This is a genomic window from Brevibacillus sp. NPDC003359, assembly GCF_042878995.1.
Lineage (GTDB): Bacteria > Bacillota > Bacilli > Brevibacillales > Brevibacillaceae > Brevibacillus.
Genome location: NZ_JBIAOR010000004.1, coordinates 69,721 through 88,150, shown reverse-complemented (window position 1 = coordinate 88,150; position 18,430 = coordinate 69,721). Strand labels below are relative to the sequence as shown.

The following is an 18,430-nucleotide window of genomic DNA, read 5'->3' as shown; positions in this document are numbered from 1 at the left end:
CCCTTCTTTTGTCTGACATGTCAAATGGTACAAGGCGATTGTATCGTAGAAGTAAAGCTACTATTTTGTTTGTGTAAATGTTTCAGCAGTTGTTTTTTAGGTAAGGGGGAGTGTAACTGTGAAGGTTGTCCCTCTTTCTTCCTTGCTCTCCACACTGATATGTCCGTGCAAATTTTCCACGAGATGCTTCACAATTGCGAGGCCCAGACCTGTTCCACCTGAATCGCGACTACGCGCTTTGTCTACACGATAAAACCGCTCAAAAATACGCGTGAGTTCCTTTTCCGGTATGCCGAGCCCGGTATCCATGACTTGAATCGTGATGTTTTCGCTGTCTGCTTGTGTCTTGACGCTGATTTTTCCACCTTCTGGCGTGTAGACGATCGCATTCGTCAACAGATTCAAGATGATCTGCTGCAAGCAATCCTTATCCGTCATCAGCCATATATCAGGCTTCGGTGAAGGGAGTGTGATCGTCAATTCCTTGCGTTGTGCCTGGTCATGCATGATGGCAACCGCTGAACTGACCAGATCCTGCAAATGAACCTGACTCAGCTGCAATGGGATTCGCTTCTGCTCGATTTTGGACAGGTCCAAAATATCGCGAATCATGCGGTAGAGCCGCTCGCTTTCATCCGAGATGATTTGCAGGAAGTTACGACATGTTTCCTCGTCCTGCATCGCCCCTTCTAGCAAGGTCTCCGTGAAGCCCTTGATCGAGGTAATCGGCGTTCGTAGCTCATGCGATACGTTTGCTACGAAGTCACTGCGCATCTTCTCCAGACGGCGAATGTCGGTTATGTCATGCAGCACCACGACCACGCCTTTTGATTCCCCCTTGAAGTTAATATAGGGAGCAAAATTCACGTCAAGAATGCGTTCCTGCGGGTAATAGATGTGTACCTCTTGGCGGAATTTCTCACTTCTATCGAGGCACCTGTCGATGTATTGGCTGAGCCCAAAGCTCTTCCCTGCCTCGATATGCAGCTTCCCTACGATCTCATGTCCAGCGGTCCCCAACAGCTTTTCAACAGCTGGATTGACCAGCATGATCCGACGCTGCTCTGAAATGAAAATCACACCACTCGTCATATTGGTCAGCACACCTGCCAAGCGCTGCTGATTCTCCGAGATTTCGTACATCTGCTGCTCCAGACTCGATGCCATGAAGTTGATCGCACCTGCAAGCTGACCGATCTCATCCTTGGCTTTGATTCTCACACGGCTCTCGTATTGGCGCTGTGTAATGTTGCGGGCTACCCGGGTAATCTCCTCGATCGGACGAATAATGGAAAAGGAAATGCGGGAAACGACAATCGATCCGACTACCAAAGTAACCAATAATCCGGTGAGCAAGCTGTACCACATTTTGTAGATCGTATCTGTAATATCTTTCATCGACATCGCTGAACGAACAACACCGAATATTTCATTGTTCAGTTCAACAGGTACTGCTACATACATCATGTCATAGCCAAGCGTCTCACTGTAACGGCGGGAAACTCCTATTTCCCCTTTTAGCGCTGCCATCATCTCCGGTCTGTCTTGGTGATTTTCCATCTCTTCTGCGTGAGAGGAGTTGTCGTACATCACCTGACCTTCTTTGTTGATGATGGTAATCCGTACTTCATCTGTTGGCGCTACTTGTGTGACCCGCTCGGCTAACGTCGCCTCATCGGTAAAGACGTCCGGGAAACGGACCGCCTGAGCGATGAGCTTTGACTCGCGAGACAATAGTTCATTCAGTGATTGGAGGTAGGAATTCTCCAGCACCTTGGCAAAATACATCCCCATCACCAACAGGACGAGGGAGATTAAACCCAAAATAGTCAAAGTGAGTTTGATTCGAAAGCGAGTCAAGGTAAATCCTCCGTTATCCTTCCAGTTTGTATCCTAATCCGCGTACTGTTTTGATGTATTTCGGGTTCTTCGTGTCATCTTCAAGTTTTTCACGCAAATGGCTGACATGCACGTCCACGATTCGAGAGTCCCCGATGAAATCGTAGTTCCAAACAGCATTCAACAATTGATCCCGCGTCAGTACACGCCCTTGGTGGCTCGCCAAATAGTTGAGCAACTCGAATTCCTTTGGCGTCAGCTCGACCTTCACATCTTTACAGAACACCTCGTACTTCTCTGGGTAGATGCGAATATCCCCAAATTGGAGCAACACCTCTTGAGGCGCTGTAGTCGCCTCTGGCGTGTTCTGAAACCGCCGAAGAATGGCTTTCACGCGAGCAATGACTTCTCTCGGGCTAAAAGGCTTTGTCAAATAATCATCGGCACCAAGCTCAAGCCCCAAAATCTTGTCGAGCTCATCATCTTTAGCTGTAAGCATCAAGATCGGTGTATTATTGCGTTCCTGGCGCAAGGTTTTGCATACGTCCATTCCATCCATCTTGGGAAGCATCAAATCGAGAATGATAAAATCAGGCTGCTCGCTTTTAACCATTTCCAATGCCTGTTTACCGTCAAAAGCAGTTACGACTTGGAATCCTGATTTTTCAAGATTAAATTGCAATAGCTTAACAATGGAAGCTTCGTCATCCACTACCAATACTTTAATCATCTGTCTGTTTCCCCCTAGCGTTGCCATGCTTGCGCTCGATTTTCTAACCTACGTCCCCTGAAAAATGCTTCTCTCTACAATACTCAGTCTGCCAAGGCTCATTGCGGAAAACAAGTAATTTTTTTGTAAAGACATACTGAATGGGCACATAGAACTTGCTTGGCAGTAGTATTCCTCTTTTAGGTAAAGGTATCTATATCAAAAACGCCTTCTAACTGTAGTGGTCGGGGTGAAACCCTGCCACATGTTTTCCAGTCGCCTGTATCCTCTCTTCGTTCGGGCGGTCTCCTTCCAAACATGTGACAGTGCTTCCGTCCAGCTGTGGATGATTTTCGGCTTTTAGAACGTCTTGCAAGGTTAGCTCAAAGAAGTTATTTAGAGATTAAACGTAGTGCTAACTCGCTTTTTCCTTGAGCACTTTATAATAACAGCTGCGTAGAAGAAGCGAATTTCCAGTCCAAGCGCCTCTGGAGCCCACCCCAGCGTAGGAAAAAATGGCGGGGAATTTAAGCTTCACTTATGAACTACCTCCTCGAAACTTCTACGTTTGAAGCGCTCCCGCCATTTATTCCGAAGCGGACAGTCAATCCCACCTTGCGGGGCGGAGGCCGAAGCGTAAGACTGGAAATTCGCTTCTTCCCCCCACTAAAGCCACTTAAACAAGTAAAAAGACGCCTTCCCAAAGAAAGGCGTCTTACATGTATGGATCTTATTTCAAAACAGCCATTACGCTGCGTACGGAGTCAGCAGATTTGTCGAGCGCTGCTTTCTCTTCGGCAGTCAAATCCAATTCGATGATTTTCTCGATACCGTTTGCGCCGAGCAGAGTCGGTACACCCAGGTAGAGATCGTTGTAGCCGTACTCGCCTTGCAGAAGAGCAATGGATGGCAGAATGCGTTTTTTGTCCTTGATGATGGCTTCAGCCATTTGTACCAAGGAAGCCGCAGGTGCATAGTACGCGGAACCGTTCCCCAACAGGTTTACGATCTCGCCGCCGCCTTTGCGGGTACGCTCTACGATCGCATCCAGACGGTCTTTCGGGATCAATTTTTCCAATGGGATACCACCAGCATAGGAGTATCGAACCAATGGAACCATGTCATCACCGTGACCGCCCAAAACGAAGCCCGTTACGTCTTCTACAGATACGTTCAACTCCATAGCCACGAAAGTACGGAAACGAGCCGTATCCAGAACACCGGATTGACCGATTACGCGCTCTTTCGGGAAGCCAGACGTCTTGAAGAAGGTGTACGTCATCGCATCAACTGGGTTGGACAGTACGAGCACGATAGAGTTAGGTGCATATGTTTTTACTTGCTCTGCAACAGATTTCATAATGCCAGCATTGGTGTTAACCAGATCATCGCGGGACATGCCTGGCTTGCGGGCAATACCTGCTGTGATGATGACTAGATCAGCATCTTTGATATCTTCATAGTTCGCAGTACCTGTGATGTTCGCATCAAAGCCTAATACTGGCGAGGATTCCATCATGTCCAGCGCTTTACCTTTTGTTGGGTTCTCCAGTTGCGGAATGTCAACCAATACTACGTCGCCCAGCTCTTTTTGCCCCAAAATGAATGCAGTTGTTGCACCAGTGAAGCCACTACCGATAACAGCGATTTTTTTACGGTTGAATGCCATGAACGATTCCCCTCCAAAATGTAAGTGTAAAATTTGTACCCAAATCTATCTTACATGTTTTGAATCAGAGCGTCAGCAAACTCGGAGCATTTCAGTTCTTGTGCACCTTCCATCAGACGAGCGAAATCGTATGTTACTGTTTTCGCAGAGATGGTTTTTTCCATGGAGTTGATGATCAGATCAGCTGCTTCGTTCCAACCCAGGTGACGCAGCATCATTTCTCCGGACAGGATCACGGAGGATGGGTTTACTTTGTCCAGACCAGCGTATTTCGGAGCTGTACCATGAGTAGCTTCGAAGATCGCATGACCAGTCAGGTAGTTGATGTTTGCACCTGGAGCGATACCGATACCGCCTACTTGAGCAGCCAAAGCATCGGATACATAGTCACCGTTCAGGTTGAGTGTTGCTACTACATCATACTCAGCTGGACGAGTCAGGATTTGTTGCAGGAACGCGTCAGCAATCACGTCTTTTACGATGATTTTGCCAGCTGCTTCTGCTTCTTTTTGTGCTTTGTCAGCGTCGCCGCCTTCAGCTTTGATACGATCGTATTGTGCCCATGTGAACACTTTGTCGCCGTATTCTGCTTCAGCCAGTGCATATCCCCAGCTTTTGAACGCGCCTTCGGTGAACTTCATGATGTTGCCTTTGTGTACGAGGGTAACGGATTTGCGCTTGTTTTCGATTGCATAGTCGATTGCTGCACGAACCAGACGCTCAGTACCATCTTTGGAAACAGGCTTGATACCGATACCAGAAGTTTCTGGGAAGCGGATTTTCTTCACGCCCATTTCGTTTTGCAGGAAGTCGATTACTTTTTTCACTTCTGGAGTACCTTCAGCCCACTCTACACCAGCGTAGATGTCTTCAGTGTTCTCACGGAAGATTACCATATCAGTCAATTCAGGATGTTTCACTGGGGATGGAACGCCATCGAAGTATTGAACAGGACGTATGCAAGCATACAGATCCAGCTCTTGACGCAGTGCTACGTTGATAGAACGGATACCGCCGCCTACTGGTGTAGTCAGAGGACCTTTGATTGCGATCAGGTATTCACGAACAGCAGTCAATGTATCTTCTGGCAGCCACTCGCTGTATTGGTTGAAGGATTTTTCACCTGCGAATACTTCGAACCAAGCGATTTTTTTCTCGCCTTTGTAAGCTTTTTCTACAGCTGCATCCAGAACGCGAACAGAAGCATTCCAGATATCAGGGCCAGTACCGTCACCCTCGATGAAAGGAATGATCGGATTGTTTGGAACTACCAGTTTACCGTTATCGACAGTAATTTTTTCGCCTGCAGTTGGTTGCGTCAGGTTTTTAAACACAAAAATCCCTCCAGTGTTATATATAATCGGTGATTATGAATATTTCCAGACGTAGGAGAACTACCACTCACTCGTGGTAGTTCTCAAGCTTGCGCTCAGGAGCGATCAGCTTGGCTGACCACCTGCCCCCACGCTCGAAAATAGCGAGTTCTTAGCGGCGGTCAATTGGAACGTAGTGTTGGTTGACCGGACCGGTGTAATCCGCGCGAGGACGGATCAGGCGATTATTTTCATACTGTTCCATGATGTGTGCCGTCCAACCGGACATACGGCTGATGGCAAAGATCGGTGTGAACAGGTCCGTTTCAAGACCGAGTGAAATGTAAACAGATGCGGAGTAGAAGTCAACGTTTGGCTTCAATCCTTTTTCTCCGGAAATCATCTCATCGATTTTGACAGACATCTCATACAGCTCAGGGCGACCGATTTGCGCAGTCAGTGCTTTAGACATTTCTTTCAACCATTTCGCACGTGGGTCACCGTCTTTGTATACACGGTGTCCGAAGCCCATGATTTTATCCTTGTTATCCAGCTTGGTGCGGATGTAGGATTCTACATTGGACATGCCGCCGATTTCGTTCAGCATCTTCGCTACTGCCTCATTAGCGCCGCCATGCAGAGGGCCTTTGAGCGTGCCGATTGCAGACACGATACCGGAATAAATATCAGTCAGGGTCGCAACAGATACGCGAGCAGAGAATGTAGATGCATTAAACTCATGGTCAGCATGCAGGATCAGAGCAACGTCAAACGCTTTTACTGCCGTTTCTGTTGGCTCTTGGCCTGTGAGCATGTACAGGAAGTTTTGTGCAATCGTAAAATCTGCACGTGGAGCTACTGGCTCCAGACCTTTGCGCATGCGCTCGTAAGCTGCGATCAAGGTAGGAGTTTGTGCCATCAAACGGATGGATTTCCGATAGTTGGCTTCAGGAGACATATCTTGCGCTTCTGTGTCGTAGAGCGCTAGCGAAGAGACAGCTGTGCGCAACGCCGCCATTGGGTGCACGCCTTTTGGATAGTGGCGAATGCTTTCCAGCACTTCTTGGGCCACTGCTGCATTTTCACCCAATTGTTTTTTCAAAGCGTCTAGCTGATCACGCTTCGGTAACGCTCCATGCCAGAGCAAATATACAACCTCTTCAAAAGTTGCATGTTCTGCCAGCTCATCGATGTTGATCCCGCCATAGCAAAGAACCCCATCGACGATCGAACAGATGGATGATTGAGCGGCAACAACGCCTTCAAGTCCACGAGTAGTTGTCATAGAACTCCCTCTCCTTTTCCACTCAAGTAGTAGTGCTTATCAAGTCTTCGCTTGTCCGCCATGACCGATAAACGCCCTGATCAAGTTCAAAAAGACGACTTTTTGAACATCCTATCTATGAAATTGTAAGCAGCGGTTTCTTTCATCCACCACTCTTGACAGGGAATGTATCCACGCAAATCCTCACAAGGTCATACTTGAAAATGACGCTCGTGAAAGGGGAGAGGCGAGAGAAAAGAATCCACTAAGACGACCCAATTATAAAAGATTATTGCGATTTTGTGAATAAGGTTGGCGAAAAAATGTTTCGAAGGGTGAAACGGAGTTTTGTTTTTTCGCGATTCTTGCTCCACCTATCGGGCATGCTGCATAATAGAAACATCAGTAATTTGTTCGCACCTTCGCGGCGGAAAGGAGAAATCGTTTGAATCAGGAAAACTGGGTAGAGCGCCTCTTTCAGATCATTCGCTTGTTATGGGTTTGCCTGCTTGTCTATGTAGGGATTTGGGTATTTCAACATGCAACACCCTTACTGTACCCATTTATAATCGCTTTAGTCATTGCGCTCATCATCAACAAGCCAGTTACGTTCATGACTAGAAAGTTCAGGATTCCACGCTGGCTTTCCGTCATTATCGCGCTCTTGGTTTTGATGCTGCTCGCTGGTGGAGTGGTCACACTGATCATCACGGAAACGGTCGTGGAAATCGGAGAGCTGGCCAAACGTTTGCCAGTCGTTTCACAGGAGCTGGCCCATTATTTGCAAAATACGATTTCTCAAGACTTCTTGATGGGCATCTACAATCAGATTCAGTGGTTTTACGAACAGCTTGACCCAGGTTATAAGGATAAGCTTGCCAGTACAGTAGGCAGCGCGATCTCGACCATCACGAATGTCGGACAGAACTTGATCGTCAAATTCCTGGATGGATTGAAAAACCTGCTGGTCTCACTCCCGAATATGGCGACAGTTTCCGTCATTTCCATCATGGGTGCCTTCTTTATCTCCAAAGATTTTGCTCTTTGGGAAGCACGAGCTCGCCGACTTTTGCCAAAAGGAGTAAACAGCCGTCTCGATCAAATCTTTATCGATTTGCGCAATGCGTTGTTCGGTTTTGTCAAGGCACAGCTGACTCTCATCTCCTTAACTGCTGCCATCGTGATTATTGGTCTGTTGATCATGCGTGTGGAATACGCGATTACGATTGGCTTGATCACGGGCTTGGTCGATCTCTTGCCTTACCTTGGCACAGGAACCGTCTTTGTCCCTTGGATCATCTACATGTTTTTCAAAGGCAATTACACGATGGTCATCGGCTTGTCCATTTTGTACGGGATCGTCTTGATTTTCCGTCAAATTATCGAGCCAAAAGTCGTTGCGGAAAACGTCGGTCTCGATCCGCTCCTCACGCTGGTCGCGCTGTTTGTCGGCCTCCAGCTGTTCGGATTCTTGGGCTTGATCATCGGACCTGTTTCCCTCGTCATGATCAATGCTCTGGTAAAAGCCAACGTCTTCGTCGATGTTTGGGGCTACATCCGTGGGAAGAAAACCTGACTTAACGTAAAAAGAACCGCTTGCGAGCAGCTTGTCACACAGCTCGAAGCGGTTCTTTTTTATATGGAGTATCTGTACTAGCGGCGAAAAAACAATTGAACACGACCGGACGAGATGAGGTTCCACAGCCAGCGCTTCAGCAGATGACGGATAATCATCCGTGTGTACGGGATGAGGAAGACCAGTCCGATCACATCCGTGACGAATCCAGGCAACAACAGCAAAATACCACCGATTAAAATCAAAACACCGTCAATGAGCGAATCTGTAGGCATTTGCCCACGTGCCAGCTGGTGTTGGACCATCCGGAATACTCGCATCCCCTGCTGCCTCGCGAGCCAAGCTCCCAAGATCCCCGTGAGAATGACTAGTACGACTGTATTCCAACCACCGATCCACGAACCAATGGTAATAAGCCCCCAAAGCTCTAATCCAAACGCAACGACAAACAGAATGGCAAAAAAGCGGAACATGCCTATTCCCCTCCTTTATGCTGGGAGTCCAACCAATCGTATATGTCAGGCACCGTTCGCGACAAGCGAATCGGCCTCAGAGCTGTGTTGGTAAATACGTGCATTGTCTCTCCTGACACCAGCAGCTGTTGGTCAGATACTCTAACAATCTCGTAGGCAAAAGTAAGACGGACAGGGCTAATCTCTTTTACTCTCGTCCGTATTTCTACCTCATCGTCATAGCGGGCGGGCTGTTTGTAAGAGATGTTGGCATCTGTGACAGGCAGAAGTACGCCTTTTTCTTCCAGCTCTCGATAGGTGATCCCTGCATGGCGAATCAATTCTGTTCTTCCTACTTCAAACCAGTTCAAATAATTCGTATGGTAGACCACACCCATCTGATCGGTTTCGCCATAGCGGACACGCAATCGATGGGAATGAATAATGGGAGTCAATTTGAATCGCTCCTTTCTCTATAAAATGATTGTACCATAGTCTCCCTACGTGGCTGTAGTGGTGGGAGGAAATAGGAGAAAACGCATTCTTGTCCCACCCGCTGAGGGATTCACTGCCCGCCTCCATGCAAAAAGCGAAACCGCGTCCAAAGTGGTCCACTCAGGATGTATTTCAGAGGTGCCGCTTAAGGGCGTGTTTCGCTTTTTGCATTACGTCTCGGTCGGTGTACCAAAGATCTTCGCTTTTTTCTCCTGTTTCCTCTACGAGCTTTCCATGATTAAACGGGTTTTAAAAGACTTAAAACAATGAAGAATGCCCAGCAGTTACGCTAGAGAAGAATATTTCCAGACGTAGCGACTTGTGGAGTCCTACCAAGCGGAGAAGTGATTAGCGGGCAAAAGAAACGCAACCGTGCCCGTGCGACTAAGCGGCCACCACTTTTGCGTTTCCCCGCTAATCCCTTCGGAGCGGGCAGTCTTAGCCCCAGCAGGACGGAGCCTGGAGCCTAGACTGGAAATATTCTTCTCTTCACTACAGCCGCATACAACAAAACAGGGACAGACTGTTTCTTCCAGTCTCCCCCTGTCTCCTATTTATTCGGTTCGCTTAACGAATCGGGCAAGCCCCGCCTTCGCAAGATTCAGCCGTGGATAGATCAGCCTCTCCGCCGGTTTCATACTGCTGCAAAATCGCAGGATCAAACGGCTTCATGGACTGCTTCAATGCCTCGTACTGTTCTTCGGTGCACTCTTCATACGGAGCCAATTGGTAGTTTCCGCCATCCAATTGCAAGAAGGATACACCTACGAAATTATCCCAGTTGTCGTAAACGATTTCTTCTACTTCTACCCACTCTTCCTTGCGTACCGTAATGGTATTGGAAGAGTTGTGCTCTGTATATTCTTTTTGGAAACGGAAGTACGTATCGAATTGGCGTTTTGCACTTACTTCGTTCTTCGTTTCTTCTGCACCTGATGCTACAGGGAAATCGATAACGAGTGTACGTGCATTTGCCATGCGTTCTTCATACGTATCTCCTGGCGATCCTACCTCTGGGTTGACTGTCCAGCCGAGAGCTTGTACCGCTTTTGCCAATGGGTCCTCGGCATTGATACGAATGCGACGGATGTAGTACGGCGAATGTGACCAGTGCAGACCGCTGGACACACCACCAGCTACCTGAGACAGCGTACCTTCCGGCTTCACGGTCGTTACCAAGAGTGGAGAGTTCACACGCAGCTCATACGCATAACGGTTCGCCTCGTCACGAGCAGCATCGCCAAGCTGGCGCAGCAGTTCGAGCTCTTGCTCTTCTGTATAGCCAAGGGATGCCAGCGCATCCTTCACACCAGTAAGGGAGGTTCCGAGCAGACGGTCACGCTGTTGAACGGTATCCCAATGCGGCAGCTCCAACGTAACCAGCGTCATACGCAGACCGGCACGAGCAGATTTGCGCTGTGCTTCCAGCAAGCCATCGAGATCCAGATACTTGGAGCCATCCTCGCGATCCTTCACGAATTCAACCAGATTGACTGTTGTTAGGTTGCAGACGCCATAAGAATCGAGCAGGATTTCTGCACAAGGGTTCAAGCCCTCTGCATTTGGACGACGACGGTTCGCTTCTTCCAGATTGATGAAGCCTGGTTCCCCTTCCAATTGCATCAGCGTAAACACGAGGTTCAGGAATGGCTTGGACGGTTGTTTCCTAAACGCTATGGAGTTGTTGGACATGCGGCGGTGATCCAGACCGGAGCGTCCGTCTCCTACATTTTGGATGCTGTCAAACCATACAGGCTTGTGCTCTCCCAACAGCTCGCCCACACGACGGTGATGGTTCAGCTGATCCTCTGTCCAGAAGCCGTTGATACCGTATTTCGCCAGCATGCACTCGTAATCATCGTGATCGAACAGGAAAATTTCCGCTGTACGGCGCACACCACCTACAACGACGTTTGCCCCGATGAGGTTTCCAATGTCGAGAATATGTATCGGACGGATTTTGCCGTATCCTTTTTCATCACTCTTGATTGATGCCAAATGCTGGTCGATTTGGTTTTTCAACACTTTGTCGATACCTTCAAACATTTCGCGAAGCGGTTCATGACCACTAGCTGTGCCGCCAAAACGCTTCAGTCGCTCGCCTTTCGGGCGCACACTGTTATAAGAGATTTTCACGGTGTGAATGTGTTCGTAAGTGGTATCTGTCAAAATTTGCAGGTAGAGACGAAGGGATTCTACCCAGCCTTCTTTACTATCGCCCACATAAATTTTGGCAAAGCCATTATCCAGTACATTCAGTTCAGAACGCTCCAGGCGTTGATGCTTTGGTAGCGGTCTGTATTCAGAAGAAAGCAGCGAAACATTCGTACGAATTGGGCCCAGTCCAGCAGCCATTTCCTTCGTGCATTTGAAGCCTACGCCCGTTCCTACCAAGAGAAGATAGAACAGATCGCCCAAGTCATCCCAAGACTTGATGTTCAAGAAGGAGCAGTTGAAGTTCGCCAACGGATACAAATCGGCTACGCCGTTGTCCGCACCGCCAACCCACAAGGTACGACCAGACAAAAACTGGCGAAGGTTAAACATGTTGTCAAACAGACCTTCTGCCTCTTTTTCCATCGCGCGTGAATCGGCGTACATTCCGATTTTGTTCAAATGCTGATAAGCCAGCTTAATATTGTAATCCACCGAGCGGCGGCACGTTTCTTTCCACGTTTCCCGTCTTCCTTTTTCCGGTACAAAGCGAGAATAAGTACGGTAGTAAACAAATTGTCCCAGAGGACTCATATGGATCGGAAAATCAGGATATTGATCTAAGAATTCATCCCGCAAAAATTGGGTACGGGATACGGTTTCGGTCGCCAGCATATCGTTCCTCCTTCGAATCTTTCCTCTCTAGTTTACCTATCTTTATCTATAAAACTCAATAGTTTTACCTATATATTGTGCGAAATAATTTTCGACAATACTAGATGTTGTGTTTTTCTCAAAAAAACACTTGACACAAAATCCCGAACATTGAACGAGAAAACAAAGACTTTTATCCTCAGCCTTCTTTTCTCTATAGGGACAAAACGAACATTCTGTCATGGTTTGGAAATTCCGAACGTATGGATTTTACCCGTCCCGATACAAAGCCACCGACCGATTTTAACAGATTCCCACTCGCTTTGCACCACCTAATAATCGCCGTTATCTGGTAAAACTTATCAGGTAGTTCGTCGGCTAATCTTATTTACACCAACCCAAAAAAGGGTGACGCTTGGTCACCCTTCCGAGGCATTCTATGTTAAAGATGAATAGTATTACCTACAAAACCCGAGCATGTCCTGAGTAAATATGCCCGCGTTCGGAATCCACCGTTACAATTTGTCCTTCCTTCAATACATCCGTAGCAAATTGCACTCCTACGATGACTGGAACGCCGAGATTCAGGCCTACGATGGCTGCGTGAGAGGTAAGTCCGCCCTCTTCGCAAATCACCGCTCCAGCCTTGCCAAACGCTTCAATCATATCGGAGTCAGTACCGATGGTTACCAGGATCGCTCCTTCTTCTACCTTTGCCAGCGCCTCTTCAGCGGATCTAGCAATCACTACTTTGTTCGTGACAACTTTTCGACCGATTCCTTGTCCTTTTGCTACCACATCGCCAATGACGTGAATTTTCATCAGGTTCGTTGTCCCAACTTCACGCACGGGTACGCCTGCTGTGATCACGACGAGATCGCCATGACGAACGAAGCCTGCATCGAGTGCCTCCTGGACAGACATCTCCAGCATTTCGTCGGTTGTATTCGCCATTTCGCCCTTCACTGGATACACGCCATTTACGAGTGCAAGTCGGCGAATAATCGCTTCATGCGGCGTTACAGCCACGATTGGTGCTTTTGGACGGAACTTCGATACCATGCGAGCTGTGTGTCCGCTTTCGGTCGCTGTAATGATTGCCGCTGCGTCCAGATCCAGTGCTGCATTGGATACAGCTTGGCTGATAGCATCAGTAATCGTCACTTGTTTGAGCTGTGCTTGTGCGTACAAGATCTCGCGATAATTCAGCTCTTGTTCTGCACGTACAGCAATCCGCACCATGGTTTCGACAGACTCAACCGGATATTTACCCGCAGCCGTCTCTCCGGAGAGCATGATGGCATCTGTACCATCGAAAATGGCGTTCGCAACGTCACTCGCTTCTGCACGTGTCGGGCGTGGGTTGCGCTGCATAGAATCGAGCATTTGTGTCGCCGTAATGACTGGCTTCGCGAGTTCGTTACACTTCTTGATCAGCTTCTTCTGAACAAGTGGTACTTCTTCTGCCGGAATCTCTACGCCCAAATCACCGCGCGCAACCATGATTCCATCTGTTACGACCAGAATATCGTCTACGTTATCGACGCCTTCCTGGTTTTCGATTTTGGCGATAATATCGATTCGCACGTTATGGCGCTCCAAGATTTTGCGAATCTCCAAGATATCCGATGCTTTTCGGACAAAGGAAGCCGCAATGAAATCGACACCTTGTTCAATACCGAATTCGATATCCTGCGCATCCTTTTCTGTGATACCTGGCAAGTTGATTTTGACACCAGGAACATTGACGCCTTTCTTGCTCTTCAGTGTTCCACCGTTTTTGATCAAGCAGATGATTTCGGTGTCACGCACTTCTTGTACAGTCAACCCGATCAGGCCGTCGTCGATCAAGATCGTATCGTCGATTTTTACATCACGAGGCAATTCCGGATACGTAATGGAGACGCGCTCAGCGGTACCCGCTACTTCCTCAATGGTGAGGATCAGCGTATTTCCTTCTACGAGCTCAACTGCATCTACTGCAAGCGTACCCGTACGGATTTCAGGACCTTTTGTATCCAACAGGATCGCAACAGGTTTCCCCGTTTCTTTCGATGCCTGACGAATGTTCACAATACGAGCCGCATGCTCCTCATGAGAACCGTGCGAAAAATTCAAACGCGCTACGTTCATTCCTGCTTCGATCAGTTTTTTCAGTGTTTCAACCGATTCACTCGCCGGTCCGATGGTACACACGATTTTTGCTTTCCTTAACATAGGATGTAAGCCTCCTCTACACTCCGAAAACTGTCAGTATTATATAGATAGCGTGCGCGCCAATTGATAAATGGATAAATCCAATTGGTGCTTTTTCGCCAATGCTTCTTGAAAATCAACATCAACGATCTCGTTGTTCTGAATTCCAACCATACGGTCCTGCTTGCCTTCCAGCAATAAATCGACCGCTGCGGCCCCCATTCGGCTCGCCAGCATTCGATCCATCGCAGTCGGGGAACCACCGCGCTGGATATAACCCAGTACCGTCACGCGAGTCTCCCAGCCTGTCTCTTTCGTGATGGCTTCGGCATACGAAGCTGCGCTTCCTACCCCTTCCGCCACAATGATGATGGAATGCTTTTTACCACGGCGTTGTCCAGCATGCAGACGGTCAATAATGTCGTCCATCTCCTGCGACGCTTCCGGGATAATGATCGACTCGGCACCAGCTGCCAGCCCTGCCCACAATGCCAGGTCACCAGCATCTCGCCCCATCACTTCAATAATGTAGGTGCGTTCATGCGAAGTGGCCGTATCGCGGATTTTATCGATCGCTTCCACAACAGTATTCAATGCCGTATCAAATCCGATCGTGAAATCGGTGCACGGAATATCATTATCAATCGTGCCCGGTACGCCAATGGTCGGGAAGCCTCTTTCAGTCAGCTTCTGCGCACCGCGAAACGAACCGTCTCCCCCAATCACAATCAGACCCTCAATTCCATGATCACGTAATTGCTCCACCGCTCTTTGCTGTCCGGCTTCCGTCTTGAATGCTTCACTGCGGGCCGAATAGAGAATGGTTCCTCCCCGTTGGATAATGTCCCCAACAGAGCCCAGTGACATTTCCTTGATATCTCCCCGCATCAGTCCTTCATATCCGTGGTATACGCCAAACATTTGTACCTCGTGATAATGAGCACGACGGACTGCCGCCCGGACAGCAGCATTCATTCCAGGAGAATCTCCACCGCTGGTGAGAACTGCAAGTTTTCGCATGGAATCCACCTCTCCAATCATATCGTCTTTAGCATGTCATTTAACGGAAACAGTATGTACCATACTTTGTATGAAACATGCTGTATCACTCAAATCAACATATCTGTTATACAATCGATAGATATGTGCCATACTTTTCGAAAGCTCTGATAACTCTTTCATTCGACTTCGATTGTAGCAGATTATCTCCACGGAAAACAAGAAAAAAACGCCCCCTGATTCTTACAGGGAGGCGAATTCTCCGATCTGTCTAAACTTATCGTAACGGTCCTGTATCAATTCATCTGGAGTTAAACGACCCAACTGTTCTAGTTGTTCCGAGATGACCGCCTTGACCATCCCTGCCTGCGCGATCAAATCACGATGGGCTCCTCCGAATGGTTCATCAATAATTCCGTCAATGACCCCTAATTCCAACAAGTCAGGAGCCGTAATTTTCATCGTCTCCGCTGCACGCATACCCAAGCTGGAATCTCTCCAGAGGATCGCGGCGGCACTCTCAGGAGCAATCACGGAGTAATAGGAATTCTCCAACATATAGATGCGGTTGCCTACGCTGATCGCCAAGGCTCCACCGCTTCCGCCTTCCCCGATGACAATACAAATAATCGGCACGCGAAACATTGCCATTTCACGCAGATTGCGGGCAATCGCTTCACTCTGACCGCGCTCTTCTGCCGCTTTCCCAGGAAATGCCCCAGATGTATTGATAAAGCAAATAATCGGGCGACCGAACTTATCCGCCTGCTGCATAATGCGCAATGCCTTCCGGTAGCCTTCTGGATGAGCCATTCCGAAATTGCGCTTGATGTTGTCTTTTGTATCTTTCCCTTTTTGGTGACCGATGATCGTAACCGGACGTCCGTCCAGCTTGGCAATTCCACCTACAATCGAATGGTCGTCTCCGAACAAACGGTCTCCATGAACCTCGATAAAATCAGTAAAAAGTAGTTGTATATAGTCCAAAGTCGTTGGCCGTTCCGGATGACGAGCCAGCTGTACGCGTTGCCATGGCGTCAGGTTGCCGTAAATTTGCACAGCAAGCTCTTTTGATTTTTGTTCGAGACGCTGTATTTCGTCAGAGAAATCAATTCCCTTTTCCTCAGTAAAACGGCGCAATTCCTTAATCTTGTCTTGTAATTCTACTAATGGCTTTTCAAAGGAGAGCTCGCCTGCCATGTTTCTACTCCTTCCCGAGACGTGTGCATCTCTACCAGTTTGGACAGCGTATTTCGCATATCCTTACGGTGTACCACCATGTCGAGTTGCCCGTTTTTTAACAAGAATTCCGCTGTTTGGAAGTCTTTTGGCAACTCCTGACGGATCGTTTGCTCAATGACTCGACGCCCGGCAAAACCGATCATAGCTCCTGGTTCTGCAATATTATAATCTCCTAACGAAGAAAAGCTGGCCGATACGCCACCATATGTAGGATTCGTCATGACCGAGACGAACAGCAAGCGTTCGCGGTCCAAGCGAGACAACGCTGCGCTGGTTTTCGCCATTTGCATCAGGCTCAATACACCTTCTTGCATGCGTGCTCCACCAGATGCACTGAACAGAATGAAAGGCAAACGCCGTTCGATCGCTTGCTCAATTGCGCGCGTAATTTTTTCCCCGACAACCGATCCCATACTCGCCATACGGAAACGAGAATCCATGACCCCAATCACGATGCGGTTCCCACTCAGGATACCTTCCCCTGTAATGATCGCCTCGTTCAAATTGGTGTTGGTCATATCTTTTTCCAGTTTTTCCAAATAACCAGGAAAACCGAGTGGATTGGCTGTAATCAAATTAGCATCAAATTCTTCAGTTAGAACCCCATCATCCAGAAGCGCTTGCAGACGCTCTGGAGCGGACATGGAGTAGTGGAACTGGCAGCCTTTGCAGACGCGCAAGTTCTTCTCCAAATCCTTCGAGTAGTGAATCGTCCCACAATGTGGACATTTATTCATTAATCCCTCAGGGACTTCCTTTTCTCTCGTACCCGCTTCCTTGCTAGTGTCGGTGGAAGCAGGGACACGTGCTAGTGTCTCTGAAGGAACTGTAGCGAATTTGCGCTTTTTCCCAAAAAGATCTTTAAGCACAGGTACACCCACCTTTCTCTTCAGTGAAGGATCGTGCCGAGTACATCCCGGACTTCGTTTAGTTCGCTCTCAGGCACGAGAATCTCGTATTGCTTCGAGACCTTACCTTCGCGAACCTTTACCAAAAACCCTTCATCTGTCAAACGTTGCTGTATCCGTTCTGCAATTCTAGCGCTAGGAGCGATGTAGATGACCGTCCACATGCTGGCTTCCTCCTCAATCGTCCAATACAGGTCTGCATCATCATATCACAGCGCCAACGCCCCTCGCAAATTGGAGGAAAACTAAAGCTTGCTGTTCTCCAAATGCTTCTTCATTCTCTCTAATGCGACGTTCACATCGCCTTCGCGAATGGCTTCCATAATCTGTCGATGCTCTACGAGAGCTGCACTCGCTCTGCCTTCGCGTGACAGTGATTCAATTCGGATACTGTTGCTGTACTCAACCAAAGGCGTCCAGATCCGATGCAGAATCGAGTTGCGACTGGAGCGACATATGACGCGATGAAACTGATAGTCTTCCTCCGCTGGTACTTCGCCTCTTGCTACTCTTTCCTCTGCGATGGCCAGAATGCGTTCCATTTCATCAAAATGCTTGTCAGTCGCCCGTCTACAGGCTAAGCGGACAGCATCCAGCTCTAGCATTCGTCGCATTTCGATCAAGTCCTTCTTGGTTTTGGTATCCCGTAGGATAAAAAAGCCAAGAATATCGATCAGCCGATTGTGTCGGTAATGCTTGAGGAAGGTGCCTTCCCCGCGACGCGTCTCAATGAGTCCGAGTAGCTCCAAAGCCCGAAGAGCCTCGCGTACAGAGGAACGACCTGCTCCCAGTTGTTCGGACAGCTCTCGCTCAGACGGTAGCTTGTCACCTGGCCGCAAGTTTTGATCCTGTATGATTTCATGAAGTTGTAGGAGAATTCCTTCGTATACCTTTCGATCTTGGGAAGAGTCGAGCACGATTATCCTCCTTACTCGTAGCTGTAACAAGAAGCACCCTCCA

15 protein-coding genes are annotated in these 18,430 nt (G+C 48.3%); 1 reads left to right on the top strand and 14 read right to left on the bottom strand.

Features of this window, described 5'->3' with window-relative positions:
• Nucleotides 1-96 precede the first annotated feature (96 nt).
• The 5 genes from pnpS to citZ form a co-directional block, all read right to left on the bottom strand.
• Entirely contained in the window at nt 97-1,860 is a 1,764-nt protein-coding gene (pnpS, locus tag ACFYU8_RS14355) for a two-component system histidine kinase PnpS (protein ID WP_390300400.1), read from the bottom strand.
• A 13-nt stretch (nt 1,861-1,873) separates the two neighbouring features.
• Nucleotides 1,874-2,569, bottom strand: a complete 696-nt coding sequence (locus ACFYU8_RS14350; RefSeq protein ID WP_007725334.1) for a response regulator transcription factor — start codon at nt 2,567-2,569, stop codon at nt 1,874-1,876.
• 709 nt (nt 2,570-3,278) lie between these two features.
• Complete coding sequence (gene mdh / locus ACFYU8_RS14345; RefSeq protein WP_390300402.1) at nt 3,279-4,217, bottom strand: malate dehydrogenase; 939 nt, start codon at nt 4,215-4,217, stop codon at nt 3,279-3,281.
• 50 nt (nt 4,218-4,267) lie between these two features.
• Nucleotides 4,268-5,551: an NADP-dependent isocitrate dehydrogenase gene (gene icd, locus ACFYU8_RS14340; protein WP_390300404.1), complete on the bottom strand. Its 1,284-nt coding sequence runs from the start codon at nt 5,549-5,551 to the stop codon at nt 4,268-4,270.
• A gap of 151 nt (nt 5,552-5,702) precedes the next feature.
• Nucleotides 5,703-6,815, bottom strand: coding sequence for a citrate synthase (gene citZ / locus ACFYU8_RS14335; RefSeq protein WP_390300406.1), 1,113 nt, complete (start codon nt 6,813-6,815; stop codon nt 5,703-5,705).
• Nucleotides 6,816-7,239: 424 nt separating this feature from the next.
• Between citZ and ytvI the strand changes: the two genes are divergently transcribed.
• The gene (gene ytvI, locus ACFYU8_RS14330) at nt 7,240-8,370 is read left to right on the top strand and encodes a sporulation integral membrane protein YtvI (protein ID WP_390300408.1); all 1,131 of its coding nucleotides are present in this window, start codon (nt 7,240-7,242) and stop codon (nt 8,368-8,370) included.
• Nucleotides 8,371-8,447: 77 nt separating this feature from the next.
• Here ytvI and ACFYU8_RS14325 read toward each other — a convergent pair whose 3' ends face one another.
• The 9 genes from ACFYU8_RS14325 to ACFYU8_RS14285 all read right to left on the bottom strand — a co-directional run bounded on the left by ACFYU8_RS14325 (nt 8,448) and on the right by ACFYU8_RS14285 (nt 18,387).
• Nucleotides 8,448-8,843, bottom strand: a complete 396-nt coding sequence (locus ACFYU8_RS14325) for an FxsA family protein (protein WP_390300410.1) — start codon at nt 8,841-8,843, stop codon at nt 8,448-8,450.
• A gap of 2 nt (nt 8,844-8,845) precedes the next feature.
• Nucleotides 8,846-9,277 (bottom strand): acyl-CoA thioesterase, encoded by a 432-nt coding sequence (locus ACFYU8_RS14320; RefSeq protein ID WP_390300412.1) that lies wholly within the window; start codon nt 9,275-9,277, stop codon nt 8,846-8,848.
• 607 nt (nt 9,278-9,884) lie between these two features.
• Complete coding sequence (gene nrdJ, locus ACFYU8_RS14315; protein WP_390300414.1) at nt 9,885-12,146, bottom strand: ribonucleoside-triphosphate reductase, adenosylcobalamin-dependent; 2,262 nt, start codon at nt 12,144-12,146, stop codon at nt 9,885-9,887.
• A 441-nt stretch (nt 12,147-12,587) separates the two neighbouring features.
• Nucleotides 12,588-14,342 carry a pyruvate kinase gene (gene pyk / locus ACFYU8_RS14310; RefSeq protein WP_390300416.1) on the bottom strand — a complete coding sequence of 585 codons (1,755 nt, stop codon included), beginning with the start codon at nt 14,340-14,342 and terminating at the stop codon, nt 12,588-12,590.
• A gap of 39 nt (nt 14,343-14,381) precedes the next feature.
• Nucleotides 14,382-15,341, bottom strand: a complete 960-nt coding sequence (gene pfkA / locus ACFYU8_RS14305) for a 6-phosphofructokinase (RefSeq protein ID WP_390300418.1) — start codon at nt 15,339-15,341, stop codon at nt 14,382-14,384.
• Nucleotides 15,342-15,563: 222 nt separating this feature from the next.
• Complete coding sequence (gene accA, locus ACFYU8_RS14300; protein WP_390300420.1) at nt 15,564-16,520, bottom strand: acetyl-CoA carboxylase carboxyl transferase subunit alpha; 957 nt, start codon at nt 16,518-16,520, stop codon at nt 15,564-15,566.
• Entirely contained in the window at nt 16,487-17,431 is a 945-nt protein-coding gene (gene accD / locus ACFYU8_RS14295) for an acetyl-CoA carboxylase, carboxyltransferase subunit beta (protein WP_390300422.1), read from the bottom strand. Before accD ends, accA begins: the two co-directional genes overlap by 34 nt.
• A gap of 20 nt (nt 17,432-17,451) precedes the next feature.
• Nucleotides 17,452-17,634, bottom strand: coding sequence for a hypothetical protein (locus ACFYU8_RS14290; protein ID WP_007725347.1), 183 nt, complete (start codon nt 17,632-17,634; stop codon nt 17,452-17,454).
• 81 nt (nt 17,635-17,715) lie between these two features.
• Nucleotides 17,716-18,387, bottom strand: a complete 672-nt coding sequence (locus ACFYU8_RS14285) for a FadR/GntR family transcriptional regulator (protein WP_390300424.1) — start codon at nt 18,385-18,387, stop codon at nt 17,716-17,718.
• Between the last annotated feature and the right edge of the window lie 43 nt (nt 18,388-18,430).